Source organism: Macrococcus sp. 19Msa1099, from assembly GCA_019357535.2.
GTDB classification, from domain to species: Bacteria; Bacillota; Bacilli; order Staphylococcales; family Staphylococcaceae; genus Macrococcoides; species Macrococcoides psychrotolerans.
On the sequence record CP079958.1, the window covers coordinates 1 to 12038 of the forward strand.

A 12038-nucleotide genomic window follows, 5' to 3' on the forward strand; every position below is an offset into this window, starting at 1 on the left:
ATGATAAAAGTCATAGAGTGCATGCCATGGAAAAGACCGGCGTGTACTCTTTTTTCGTTCCTAAATACTAAAAAAGGAATGATAGAAATGACTTACATCATGAACGACTTTGAAAATAACTTTGAAACAATCATCGCAATGGATCGCACGGTTGAGCGATACAATCGTCATCTTAAAAAGACTGAATACCTCATTTTAAACGTTTTAAAACAGCACAGCTTAAAGGTGATTGGTTATTCTCACCTAAAACTTCAGACCATCGCAGACCTTTTAAATATCAGTAAGAAAACCGTCTACCGTATTTTAAAGAATCTCGATGCAGAGGGTTATATCACGAAGATTCATACCGTCAGTGGTAAACGTAAAAATAACGGCGCAAATGTCTATCGTATCAACACGTACACACAGTATGAAATCCTTAAAGAAAAAAATGTCCACGCTAAAATGTCCACGCTTAATCAGGTTGTGAAGACCGGTAAAGCCTTGTCACAACAAGCCTTACAACATGTACGCGCAAAAAAGGAAACTATATATTTTTTAAATCTATTAAATATCTTTTTAAGTAACAGAAAACGTTCTGTAAAAAAACACTCTAAAGTTTTATATCACAACATTAAAAATTCAAATATTCGTGTCAAACCAATGGAAGTGCCTGACGAAATCTATAACGTCGCAAAGCCTTTCTTTAGTGATGAAGAAATTCTGTCCCTGTATAAGGTCATGCTGAAAGAAACCATCGGTAACAATATCTATGACACTGAAGATCACATTGAGATTATGATTTATGCGATACAATCACTTGTTAAGGCAAAGAAAAAAGAATTTAATGGACTGGCATCTAAGATTAAAAATGACAGAGCTTACTATATCGGTATTTTACGTGAGTATATAGCACAACATTATTTTGTCTATAATCCTGTCATCTAGTTATGGAGTGACCGATTGATATTCGAGATCATGTCGTTTCTGTAGCTTTTCGACACGTTCCAGGAAAAACTGCTCCGTTCGTGGTGTCTGAATCTGTTGCTGAATCTGATAACGGACATTGTCATAGTCATGTGCCGTAAGATTACTGTATTCAGAGATACTGAGATGTTCCAGTTGAAGCTTTTGGATGAGCCTGTCACCGATCTGATGTTCATATGTTGATAGATAGTCATTATGTTTATCCCTGAGTGTCTCACGTTTGTTGGGGTCATCAATCTGACTGATTTTGTTCTGTGCGACTGAAAAATGTTGATGTGTGACATGCTTTTTCACGGTCGTATCCAGTAGTCCTTTGTCGACTAAGCCTTCCAGATAGGTCTCAGCTGTTTTGGACTGCTGGTGGACTTTCTGTACATGTAGATGCGCCTGATAATAAGGCAACGGTGATAAAGGCGTCCATGTACTAATCGTGAACCCTATGCCGAAGAGCATCACAGATAAAGGCAGTGTGAATCTTAACGATGCGAGATGGTCTTCAAGTTTTGCCATCAATACGAATATTAAATAGAGACACAAAGCAACGATACAGACAGGGATGCCATAATAAAGGAGTGTGAACATCCTAATGCATCCCTGTCATAAGATAATAGATGGTGAACACAAAGATCAAACTGATGATGACGGGGATATAGTTCAGGATAAGCTTTGTTCTGAGGTAGCTATGATCCAGCTCCGTCTGATGCATCTCTATTTCAGACTTCATCTCTCTCTTCAGATCCGTTAGGACGTCCCGTCTAAGACTTTCAGCGTTCAAGTCCACCACGGTCATGGCGTCTATCTTGTCCTGGCTGTGTTGGATGGTCCTCTGAAGTTCGGTCTTGAGTGCTTTGTTTTCGTTGATGGCTGTGTTCATCTCTTGTTCGAGGTTCTCGTTGTGTTCTTTCATTGCCTGCATCTCTGATACGAGCGTCAAGTACTTGTCGTGCATACTGTTGAATGCGATCTCTGCTTTCTGGTACTTCAGCGTTAGCTGTACGACCTGCTGGGAGAGATGTGAATCCTGATTGTCGTTTAAATCGTTCATAAGATTCTCGTTCCTGCTCCAATCCGTATTGGATTCCCTCGGCACCATAATCAACTCCTAAATTTTTTTCACGTATGATACGTTTCTTACCATCCCGGTCGATAAAATCGTATGAAAAACGGGTCATCTGTTGCTTCTGATTGAATCTTTCCCTTATGTTGACACCTAGATCGGTTAGATGCGCCTTAAAGCGCTCTAAATCGAAATGAAGGCTATCCTTTGTTTTTTCGAATGCCTGATCGATTCGTGCTCTTAGATCATCTTTCCATATATATTCTCCTTTATCCTTGAGTTTCTGTTCTTTAATCGTGACCGATGTGCCACGTTCCTTATGCTTTTCAATGACGGGATAACCATGTTCCTGTACAACCGCATCATTGATGCGTTCGATGATCTTCTTTTCCTGATAACAGTGATATTTGTGGCCATCCTCTAAATTTACCGCATTGAACACGATGTGATTATGATAGTTGTGTGTATTGCCATGTGTATAGACGACGGCCTGAAAGCCCCCTCCGAGTTCTGCATTCAGCCGTTCGGCCAGTTCATATCCCATCTGATTGACTTCAAAAGGATCAATATCACGGCCTTTAAAGGACTGTTCAATGAGATGTGCCTGAATGTCCTTACCTTCGTCCTTAGCCTTGTTGAACGCTTTTCTGACGACACGAAATTCATATTCAGCATTACTCGGATCACAGTTGATCCCTGACATTGCGATACACTTCTTCTCCTGTGTGTCCTTATCTTTACCATCACGCCCGTATTTGATGGATGCGGTGGCACTTCTAGAGGATGCTACTTTAGTCTGCGCCATATCTGATGCACCTCACTCTGAAGTCGTTCAAATTCATGCTGAGATGCCTGAAATTCTTCTGTCAGCTTTTTGATCGCATTCAATTCTACAGCACCAATATAGGGTTCACGTGCTAAAGTTTTTAAAGCACGTGTCGACTGATTCATATTGTTCCCTACTCTACTGATCTCTCCGGATAATTTTGAAAGTGGTGGTAAGATACTCTGAATATCCTCTGACTTCATCAGTGGACGATGAATCTTCCCTCCTAATGCGCGCGCCTTTAAATATGATGTGATGTTCAAGTTGGCACTTGAAGCTGTACCAGCGATCACATCATATTCATCTGCGTTCACTCGGAAAGAAATAATCTTTGATTTTTTCTTTGCCTCGCTCACTTGTTCGTCCCTCCATTCTGTAAAAAATAGCTCATATTCATTCGTCATTTTTTACGCCACTCCGTGCCGAAGTGATGTGATGTATCGGTTCAGACTGCTCCCTATTCGGTCGCAGACATTCACACGATTGTTGTAAATCCAAATGTTTCACTATTCGCTCGCATTTGAGATTAACAACAGCCATCACATCACAAGAACACAAAACATTTATGTCCAATTGTTCTGTCACGGTGTTTATCTCAATTATACCATAAATTGTACAATAAATGTTTTGGTCAAGCAGTGCGAATGTATACATTTGCTTCGCAAAGTCTACTTCACCTCCTTGTAAGGGAAAAGTATTTCCCTTAACCCTTTCGTTTTATATCCTCTTCTATTTCTTCGAAATAAACAGATGATATAAAATACAAAAATCCTTCAAAACATCGTATGATGTTTTGAAGGATTTTTGTAGAAAACCTCTCCGAATGGATTTGAATATGCTGACTACTTTCGTCATCCTACTCCAATTCATTCGATACAAAAGATACTGTATACTCGTATCTTTTGTAAGCCGATTTATCACATTTTAGCCCTTCGTTCTAAACTGTGATAACCAGTTCGTTAACCCCTTTAAATCATTAATGTGCCAGTAGCCTCTTGAATCGTCCATTGCATCCGCAATGTCATTCAGCGTCTTCTTTAATTGATTGAGTTCTTCTTGAACTGCATTCAATTCATTCGGATCAATCCCTGACTGATCCTTACGTGAAATGACATAATTTTTCTTAAATTCATCTAACGAGATAAATTTACCATTCTCTTTTCTTGGAAAATCTTTACCAAAGACTTTTTTTAATATCTGAAGTTCTTTCTTATCTTTTTCACGCTTTTCTTTTAGTAGCTGCTTCTTTTTTTCTTCTAATGCTTGTAGTTCTTTTTCATAATCAATATTTGTCATCGCATATCCTCCTGATGTTTATCGTTCTCCTTATTATGCCACGTGTTTTTGAGAGATAAAATGGATAAGGTAAGCACTATAGAAGAAACCATAGTAATTCGGTATAATGAGTACGCCGTCTTTACTTCCATAGGCGAGATCTTATGGAAGGAGGTGATCTCTGTGGAATTTCTACTTGTTAACGTTATTGCGCCATTGTATGTTGGCGTAGCACTTGCGTTGTTTTCTCACTGGTTAGATCAACGTAAGGATTAAGACGGCATACCAGCACCTAAAAACCCCCTAACTGTTCCAGCAGTCAGGGGGTTCGGTGTTTCCATGGAATTTCTACTTGTTAACTTTATTATATCTCATTCAGTTTTCTTTGTAAAACTAATCAACGACATAGACATACTTTACAGCATGTTTAAAAATCGTTATTTCTCGTCCATCTTCTGTTTCGATAATGATCTCATACTGTGGTGCAAATAAATATGTTCCAGTGATAGCTTTTCCGTCAGTAAAAACAACTTTAATCTTTTCACCTTTGCGATGATAAAAACCAAACTTTCTTTTTACCTCTGTTTTTTCCTCAGACATATAATCACCTCAATCTTTTATTTCTTTTATTATAACTAAGAAATATTCCTGAATAAACATATAAATAGCACCTTATAAGAGCAATAAAGCGTTCTAACAAACCTTTAAACTACTTTAGGACTTTACAACCATTCAAATACATTATCGTTGCTTGTATGTTGTCTGTACTAAGCCTTAACAAATCATTGTCTAACACTTAATAAACTGATATAGCATTTCATAAAGTGTTGTCTAACACTTTATGAATAACTTAATAACTAATTGCATTTAATTAAGGTAGATGTATTGATATAATTGTCTTTAAGATACTTAACAAATGATTGTCAAAGGATTAACAAGTTTAGATATGATTAGGCAAATGTTTAACAAACTATTGATAAAGGGTTGATGAAATGAAATCATGTATTGATATTGCTAATGAATTGAATATAAGTAAACAAACTGTATTTAATAACGCTAAAAAATTGAAAATAGAATTGACTAAGCAAGACAATACCTTATATGTTTCAAGTGCTGATGATGTTGAAGCAATTAAGAATAGAATACTCAAAAATAAGGCCAAGCAGTTGAATATAGATGTATCTGAACTAATGCATGATGATACAAAGCAAGATAAAGACATTCAAAGTGTTTCAGACAATAGTAATGAAATAGATCTGCTTAGACAAATGATTAACGATAAAGACAAACAGATACAATCATTACAAGATGATAAGCAAGACTTAACTTCATTACTTAAGCAACAACAACAATTATTACACAATCAACAGTCATTACAATTACAATCAAATGAAAAAATAAAGGCACTTGAAATAGAATTACAGGAAGTCAAAGAAGATAATACAAAGGCTGATAAAGTACAAGATACTAATAAAGTTAATAGCTTTTATAAAGACTTAAAAGAAGATAAGCAAGAAAACAATAGCACGACAAATAAAAAAGGTGGCTTGTTATCAAGATTCTTTAAGTGATTAAAAAAGTATTTTGTTTCGAAAATATTAAAATTTAAACGGGTCAAGGAAGTGTAAAAATGAAAATGAATTCTTTTATAACATTATTAGCTATATTCTTATTAGTTTTAATTATTAGTTATTAAAAAATTAAATCCTTGTTAATTTTTTGAACGGTAGAGTTATTCACAATCAAACAGTAATCATGTTTACAAATATAGTTATTGTTATCACAGGTATATTATTTTTGATTTCTTATATTGTTCGAACTAAGAAAAGCTAATCAATTTAATGATTAGCTTTTTATATTCACATCAATACTATTAAACATATGTTTAATAAAATTTAAACTCAAATATAGCCAGTATTAAACATATTTACAGTTTATTCAAAACACCTATTTATTTAACATTAAATTATCAAATAGATTGGATGTGAATATGAAATGAAGAAAAAATTATTGTCTGTAGTTGCAGTTACAATGTTAGGAAGTTCAGTTATTGGAGTTTTACCTAATGATTTAAAACCTGTTCAATTAGAAAATAAAGCTGAAGCTGCTAGTTCTTGGAAGTATTATGCAACAAAAACAGGAAATACTAAATTTGATAATAAAGCGAAATTAGCTGTCGCTCGTTTTACTTTAGGAGCTGTTGGTTTACAAGTTGCTGGACCTATTGGAGCGGGGACAGTAGCGGTTATTAGTGGAAGCGTTGATGATTATATATCGTCAAAAAAAACTATTTATTATACTGATAAAATATATATGCAAAGGGGTTATTTTGGTCCTAATTTTCGACATAAAGTTACATACTACAAAGATAAAGCTAAAAAAAATAAAGTTGGATATCTTGAATTTGTTGAAAATTCAACTGGAAGAATCACACCATAATAAGAGAAAAGGGCTTTCGCCCTTTTTTATATTGTTGTCGAAAAATATATTATTCCAAGAATAAAATAGAAAATAAATTGAGCAATTCTATGACCCTTAGTATTTTTCATTTCAAAAGGTGTTTTTCCGGTATTTTTTTGTCTTTTAGTATTATACCAAATTGTAATACTAGTCAATATTGTGCTAGCCAAAATTGAAAATAAAATTATTAATAAATATCTCACTCTGATTACTCCTTAATTAAATATATTAAAAAATTTAAACTTCTTAGATTCAACTAGTTTACCATTAATTTTATTATTTAATAAATCATCAATACTAACATTAAAATATTTGGATATATTCAGAAGATTTATAGCATCAGGTAAGCATTTTCCATTTTCCCATTTATTAATGCTTTGTATTGATATTGATAAATCTTCTGCCATTTGTTGCTGTGTCTTTCCTTTTTTCTTTCTTAATCCTTTTAATTTCTCATTTAATAATATCATATTTCACCTCATTTCCATGTAAAAAGTTTCATTTAAAATACATTAAAAGTCAATGATATTGGAAGATTTTTAAGGTAAGTTTAAGGTAATTCTTTAAATAAATTTTTGTATGATAAGGGTACGTTCAAATTAAACATATGATTTAAACGTTTTTTTCTGTTTACTTTTGTCTATTTTGAGCGTCATTCGCTTAAGTAACACAATATAAATTATGTTACATGACAAACCCCGACACCAAAGGGGTTTATTTTTATGTCTGAAATAATGTATCATAATGATATTAATAATAACGTTATATGTATCATATAGGAGTGATTTTGATGAACAGCGTGGAACCGATTCGAGACGTAAAAAAGATACAGGAGATGAAGGAGGCACTCGCGTACTATGGATCAAAGCGTGATGTCTTTCTATTTAATTTAGGGATTAACTGTGGCTTGAGAGTGAGTGACATGTTGGGATTAAAGAAAAAGGATATTAAAGACTATACAATCAAGCTGAGAGAGCAGAAAACCCGTAAACAGAAACAAATCCCCCTTTATCATCTAAAGGAGGATATTAATCGTTATATTCAGTTCCTGGAGGATGAAGATTATCTGTTTAAAAGCAATAAACTCGATTCTGAGGGCAAAAGTAAACCCATCAGTCGTGTACAGGCCTATAGAATATTAAATCATTCAGCAAAATCCATTGGATTAAGTGAAATCGGTACACACTCGATGCGTAAGACCTTTGGTTATCATTACTATAAGCAAACGAAGGATATAGCCTTATTGATGGATCTATTTAATCATTCTTCTCAGTCTGTGACCTTGAGATATATTGGGATAAATCAAGATGTGATAAATGATTCAATAAGTAAAGTCATGAGAAATTTATTTACTTAATCTACATTGTTTTTATGGATAAGTATCATCATATATTCCATAGAAACCATTATTTTAATTCAATAATTCTATCAGAGAGACGAGCTTGCTCCATATTATGGGTCACTAACAAGATTGTTTTTCCATATTCATCTCTTAGCTCTCTTATTAAATCAAAAGATACATTTGCTAATTTAGGATCCAAAGCTCCTGTAGGTTCATCCGCCAATATAATATTCCCTGGTTTAATAATAGTCCTTGCTACTGCAACTCTTTGTTGTTCTCCACCTGATAAAGTATTAACTTTTGCATTTTCTAAGTGCTCAAGCCCTAGTCTTTTTAAAGTAGATAAAATTAATTTTCTTTTCTGCTGTTTACTTTTTTCTGTATACTCTAGAGCCAATTGAAGATTATCCATAATTGTCATATCCGATATTAGTGCATATGACTGAAATAAATAATTGATTTCATTTCTTCTTATTTTAGTAGCAGCAATTGAATTAACACTAGGGATTTTTTTATCAAAAATTTTGATTTCTCCACTGTCTACACTTTCTAAAAGTCCAATCATATTAAGAATTGTAGATTTTCCACATCCAGATTTTCCAACAATAGAAATAAATTCCTTATCGTATATTTCCATCGAGAAATTATTTATTATATTTCGTTCTCCAAAACTCTTACACACATTATGTAACTCAATAACCTTTTTCATTATTATCTCTCCTTGATTGAAAGAAGCAATTGTTTAATATCATTCTTAGACATATATAAGTAAAATATAAGTATTTGTATTATGCCATAAATTATAACTAAAATTACCCCTATTTTTGAATGAAACAGACATACTAAAACCATTTCTATTATCCATACCACAATAATAAGTATCATTGGCACTTTATACATTTTAAAAAAGTTGAATCCAAGAAACTTTGAAACATATAATCTTTCATTATTTGATACACGATACACATACGAAAGAGAAATCAGTAAAATAATAGAGAGTAAAATAATCCCTATAATAACCCCTAAAAACCATAAAATTGTTTGTGAAAGATCTTTTTGAAGACCATCAATAAAATCTTTTATCGCTACAAATTTTATTTTGTTATCTTCTAATCCATATTTTTTTAAATAGTCTTTATTTGTATATTTTTTAGCTGTTTCTTTATCTTTAAATTTAATATAACCATTTAAATCATTACTCCTCAAACTTTCGGACTGTTGATAATTCATATTTTGTGGAGTAACAATGTATATTATAGGGTTAGATACCATAATATTCTTTTCTGTGTCTCTACTCCAATTGAATACCTTTTTATTATAATGATATGAAACGAAAATAAATTCTTTACTCTTATTAAAGACGGTGCTAATGTCATTATCTTTTATATTTTTTGTTTCGCTTTCTTTCAACCATTGAGACAGGCTTTCTTTTTCATTCTGTGTATAGTTATCTGGAATTAAGTATACTTTTTTCCCTGAATTAGATGCTGCTAATAATTTTTTATCTATATCAATACCTTGTTCTTTTAAATAGGTCGGAGAAAATGTCATGTACCAAAATGGTTTTTTCGGAATATAATCATAAGTTCTATTTTCTTTATATGTTTTCAGTAGGTTCTTACTTATGTATTCTGAAGTTGATATATACACATTCTTATCTTGATACATAGAACTATACCAATCATAGAAATCTTGGTTTAGTTCATTTGACAATCCTATTACAGAAGATTGATCTGAACCCGTTTGTACATCTTTTAGCGTATAGTAGTTTTCAACAGACTTCCACTGGTTAGATATTTTTATATATTTATTAACATCTTTCATTGGACTGTCTAAATAGATACTACCTGCCACTAAAGCAGAACTTAAAAATAAATATCCTAAAATACCAACTCCATATAGGGTCTTATTAGGTATTTTACCTTTAATAGCATCTATAGACTTCATAGAAAAGACTATTAAACATACAAATAAGATAATAATAAATACCGAAATAATATTAAATATACTGTTCATAAAATAATGGGATAAAACTTTTAATGAAACTTTAGACCATCCACTAATATACCAAAATATAATACTTAATATAGGCGTTAATATTAAACTTAATAAAAAGAATTGAATAAATATTTTTTTTCCTATTCTTAATTTAGACCATCCCAGAAGAATTAAATTTCCATTATTTTTTAAATTACTAACTGCAATAGATAAAAATATTACTAATAAACTAACAAAATTTATTAGAAGAAAGCATGAAAGAACTAACGGTATAAAATTATTAGTTTTATAGGATCCACCATTTGGAGACTCTATAGATTTTTTAGACTGTCCGGTAACAGCCATTAAATCTTGAACAAAAGTATGTAATTGATTTTTATTCTTTAACCCATAAACTGTATACTTCCCATTTATACTTTTAGTTTTATCTATATAGTTATTCATTTTAACAATCGAATGACTAGTTGAAAAATAAGGATTAGATAATGACTTAATCTGATTAGCAGTACCATTATATAATCCGATAGTAGCATCTGAATTTGTACTTTTTAATAAGTTATGCACATCACTGGTAGAAACGATTTTTTTATTAAATGTATATATTTCAGGAAAATTATTTGAGTTTCCTATAACACCAATAATTTTTTGATTACTTTCATCACTGTCCATAGATTTTATAAACACCAAATCACTGTATCTATTAAAAACATTTAAAATCTCATCAGTTTTATCTATAGATACATTATTGATATAAAAATGATAACCGTTTGAATTACTTTCTATATTGTCCCAACTTCTGTTATACTCTTGTCCTAAATTAAAAGTTGCCAACAAGAGAAATAAAGTCCCTTGAATGGCAACTAAAATATAGGCAAGATAACGAATAGATCCTGCTAATTGTATACTTTTCATTCGTTCTCACCTTTTTAAATTTTATCGGCAATTCCAATAAGCTGACGCTGTTCCAGTACCTACAAACTGTTGAGCATCCGCTACTACTCCAGGTTTTTTCCAACCAGAGAATGTTGAATTGGCAGTTGCTGAGTGCTCAAATTTACCTGTTTGCACAGTAGAGTAACTATAAACTCCATATCTTCTTCCATGATCCCAAGAAATTTTAACTCCTTTGAAAGTTGGGCTTGAGACAGCTGCATCCGCAGCAGCAGGGATAGCAGCTCCTACAGAACCTAAAATAACAGTAGATAAGACAAGGTTTTTAATGTTTATACTTATTACTCCTTTACAATTTATTGGTATTTCACTTACAATAATAACAGATAATTTATATTTGTAAACGCTTTACTGTAAAAAAATGAGAAATCTATAAAGGAGATTATCAATGAAAAAAATTTTATTTTCAGTAGTAATAATTACTACATTAATTCTTGCTTTCCTGTTCATAAGTCAAGGACACAATGAGAGAATTGATAAATATAACCCTCTAATAAAAGAGCAAATTGGATACGGTAAAGTAGAAAAGGGTGGTCAAATATATGAAGATATAAAAATATATGACAAAAGTGGCCGAGAACATATATTAAGCTTCAAAGGATTTGATCCTACTAAGGAGTATGTAAAAGTTGTTTTTAAGAATGACTTTGTTTATGAATTAAAATATATCGACAAGGAGAATATTCCACAGAAGATTAAAAAAAGATTAAAATAAATTAAAATCTACTCAATCTTATTTTTTTGATTGAGTAGATTTTTTTAAATTTTCTTGGAATTTTTTAAAATAAAAACTAATTTCTTTTTCTGTCATTCTTAAGTTGATTGCTTTTTCTTTTTTCATATAATTCCTCCTTATATTATTAATTCGTAAAAGAGTTCAGAATTCTATCAATAAATTTTTATAGCAGGTACACTTTACATTTTTATTTGCTATTTGTCTTTAATAGTTATACAATTTAAATAACTTAATTGAACGTAAAAAGAACATTCAGCATTAATAACTGATTGAGCCCAGTTATTAATCGCTTACCGATCCCTAACATCGGCAAACACTTTAGAATGTTCCTTAAACTCTTCTTATAAGATTATGTTTTAATCATACCCGATTTTTAAACAGTTTTCAACAAAACAAATCGAAAGAATGATTTAAGGAAACATCATAT

Annotated in this window: 16 protein-coding genes; 7 read left to right on the forward strand and 9 right to left on the reverse strand. The window is 31.8% G+C overall.

What is annotated here, in order from left to right; genetic code table 11:
* Positions 1–87: 87 nt before the first annotated feature.
* Positions 88–927 carry a helix-turn-helix domain-containing protein gene (locus tag KYI10_12360; GenBank protein ID QYA34194.2) on the forward strand — a complete coding sequence of 280 codons (840 nt, stop codon included), beginning with the start codon at positions 88–90 and terminating at the stop codon, positions 925–927.
* On the opposite strand, the gene KYI10_12365 is transcribed toward KYI10_12360, so the two are convergent.
* The 5 genes from KYI10_12365 to KYI10_12385 form a co-directional block, all read right to left on the reverse strand.
* Positions 928–1548 carry a hypothetical protein gene (locus KYI10_12365; GenBank protein QYA34195.1) on the reverse strand — a complete coding sequence of 207 codons (621 nt, stop codon included), beginning with the start codon at positions 1546–1548 and terminating at the stop codon, positions 928–930.
* 1 nt (position 1549) lies between these two features.
* Positions 1550–1690: a hypothetical protein gene (locus tag KYI10_12370; protein QYA34196.1), complete on the reverse strand. Its 141-nt coding sequence runs from the start codon at positions 1688–1690 to the stop codon at positions 1550–1552.
* Between the two features lie 40 nt (positions 1691–1730).
* Positions 1731–2828, reverse strand: a complete 1098-nt coding sequence (locus KYI10_12375) for a relaxase/mobilization nuclease domain-containing protein (protein QYA34197.1) — start codon at positions 2826–2828, stop codon at positions 1731–1733.
* On the reverse strand, positions 2810–3253 hold the full coding sequence (locus KYI10_12380; GenBank protein QYA34202.2) for a hypothetical protein: 444 nt from the start codon (positions 3251–3253) through the stop codon (positions 2810–2812). Before KYI10_12380 ends, KYI10_12375 begins: the two co-directional genes overlap by 19 nt.
* A gap of 520 nt (positions 3254–3773) precedes the next feature.
* Positions 3774–4145, reverse strand: coding sequence for a hypothetical protein (locus tag KYI10_12385; GenBank protein ID QYA34198.1), 372 nt, complete (start codon positions 4143–4145; stop codon positions 3774–3776).
* Positions 4146–4307: 162 nt separating this feature from the next.
* Here KYI10_12385 and KYI10_12820 point away from each other — a divergent pair, with 162 nt between their 5' ends.
* Positions 4308–4400: a type I toxin-antitoxin system Fst family toxin gene (locus KYI10_12820; GenBank protein ID XBW67601.1), complete on the forward strand. Its 93-nt coding sequence runs from the start codon at positions 4308–4310 to the stop codon at positions 4398–4400.
* Positions 4401–4517: 117 nt separating this feature from the next.
* Here the strand turns inward: KYI10_12820 and KYI10_12395 are convergent, their stop codons facing one another.
* Positions 4518–4724, reverse strand: a complete 207-nt coding sequence (locus tag KYI10_12395; GenBank protein ID QYA34200.1) for a hypothetical protein — start codon at positions 4722–4724, stop codon at positions 4518–4520.
* Between the two features lie 392 nt (positions 4725–5116).
* Here KYI10_12395 and KYI10_12400 point away from each other — a divergent pair, with 392 nt between their 5' ends.
* Positions 5117–5695, forward strand: coding sequence for a hypothetical protein (locus tag KYI10_12400; GenBank protein QYA34201.1), 579 nt, complete (start codon positions 5117–5119; stop codon positions 5693–5695).
* 424 nt (positions 5696–6119) lie between these two features.
* A complete protein-coding gene (locus tag KYI10_12405; protein ID QYA34188.1) occupies positions 6120–6563 on the forward strand; it encodes a hypothetical protein in 444 nt (147 codons plus the stop codon).
* A 236-nt stretch (positions 6564–6799) separates the two neighbouring features.
* Here KYI10_12405 and KYI10_12410 read toward each other — a convergent pair whose 3' ends face one another.
* Positions 6800–7054, reverse strand: coding sequence for a helix-turn-helix transcriptional regulator (locus KYI10_12410; GenBank protein QYA34189.1), 255 nt, complete (start codon positions 7052–7054; stop codon positions 6800–6802).
* Between the two features lie 320 nt (positions 7055–7374).
* Here KYI10_12410 and KYI10_12415 point away from each other — a divergent pair, with 320 nt between their 5' ends.
* Positions 7375–7941, forward strand: coding sequence for a tyrosine-type recombinase/integrase (locus tag KYI10_12415; protein QYA34190.1), 567 nt, complete (start codon positions 7375–7377; stop codon positions 7939–7941).
* 49 nt (positions 7942–7990) lie between these two features.
* Here the strand turns inward: KYI10_12415 and KYI10_12420 are convergent, their stop codons facing one another.
* Positions 7991–8635, reverse strand: a complete 645-nt coding sequence (locus KYI10_12420; protein QYA34191.1) for an ABC transporter ATP-binding protein — start codon at positions 8633–8635, stop codon at positions 7991–7993.
* Between the two features lie 2 nt (positions 8636–8637).
* The gene (locus tag KYI10_12425) at positions 8638–10836 is read right to left on the reverse strand and encodes an amino acid ABC transporter permease (GenBank protein ID QYA34192.1); all 2199 of its coding nucleotides are present in this window, start codon (positions 10834–10836) and stop codon (positions 8638–8640) included.
* 214 nt (positions 10837–11050) lie between these two features.
* Here KYI10_12425 and KYI10_12825 point away from each other — a divergent pair, with 214 nt between their 5' ends.
* Both KYI10_12825 and KYI10_12430 read left to right on the forward strand, forming a co-directional pair.
* Positions 11051–11218, forward strand: a complete 168-nt coding sequence (locus KYI10_12825; protein ID XBW67600.1) for a hypothetical protein — start codon at positions 11051–11053, stop codon at positions 11216–11218.
* A gap of 45 nt (positions 11219–11263) precedes the next feature.
* Positions 11264–11590 carry a YxeA family protein gene (locus KYI10_12430; protein ID QYA34193.1) on the forward strand — a complete coding sequence of 109 codons (327 nt, stop codon included), beginning with the start codon at positions 11264–11266 and terminating at the stop codon, positions 11588–11590.
* The last annotated feature ends 448 nt before the right edge of the window (positions 11591–12038 follow it).

Excerpts from the sequence above, each read along its gene's own strand:
- KYI10_12360 (QYA34194.2), top strand. The coding sequence starts at position 88 with ATGACTTACATCATGAACGACTTTGAAAATAACTTTGAAACAATCATC.
- KYI10_12365 (QYA34195.1), bottom strand. The coding sequence starts at position 1,548 with ATGTTCACACTCCTTTATTATGGCATCCCTGTCTGTATCGTTGCTTTG.
- KYI10_12370 (QYA34196.1), bottom strand. The coding sequence starts at position 1,690 with ATGAAGTCTGAAATAGAGATGCATCAGACGGAGCTGGATCATAGCTAC.
- KYI10_12375 (QYA34197.1), bottom strand. The coding sequence starts at position 2,828 with ATGGCGCAGACTAAAGTAGCATCCTCTAGAAGTGCCACCGCATCCATC.
- KYI10_12380 (QYA34202.2), bottom strand. The coding sequence starts at position 3,253 with ATGACGAATGAATATGAGCTATTTTTTACAGAATGGAGGGACGAACAA.
- KYI10_12385 (QYA34198.1), bottom strand. The coding sequence starts at position 4,145 with ATGACAAATATTGATTATGAAAAAGAACTACAAGCATTAGAAGAAAAA.
- KYI10_12395 (QYA34200.1), bottom strand. The coding sequence starts at position 4,724 with ATGTCTGAGGAAAAAACAGAGGTAAAAAGAAAGTTTGGTTTTTATCAT.
- KYI10_12400 (QYA34201.1), top strand. The coding sequence starts at position 5,117 with ATGAAATCATGTATTGATATTGCTAATGAATTGAATATAAGTAAACAA.
- KYI10_12405 (QYA34188.1), top strand. The coding sequence starts at position 6,120 with ATGAAGAAAAAATTATTGTCTGTAGTTGCAGTTACAATGTTAGGAAGT.
- KYI10_12410 (QYA34189.1), bottom strand. The coding sequence starts at position 7,054 with ATGATATTATTAAATGAGAAATTAAAAGGATTAAGAAAGAAAAAAGGA.
- KYI10_12415 (QYA34190.1), top strand. The coding sequence starts at position 7,375 with ATGAACAGCGTGGAACCGATTCGAGACGTAAAAAAGATACAGGAGATG.
- KYI10_12420 (QYA34191.1), bottom strand. The coding sequence starts at position 8,635 with ATGAAAAAGGTTATTGAGTTACATAATGTGTGTAAGAGTTTTGGAGAA.
- KYI10_12425 (QYA34192.1), bottom strand. The coding sequence starts at position 10,836 with ATGAAAAGTATACAATTAGCAGGATCTATTCGTTATCTTGCCTATATT.
- KYI10_12430 (QYA34193.1), top strand. The coding sequence starts at position 11,264 with ATGAAAAAAATTTTATTTTCAGTAGTAATAATTACTACATTAATTCTT.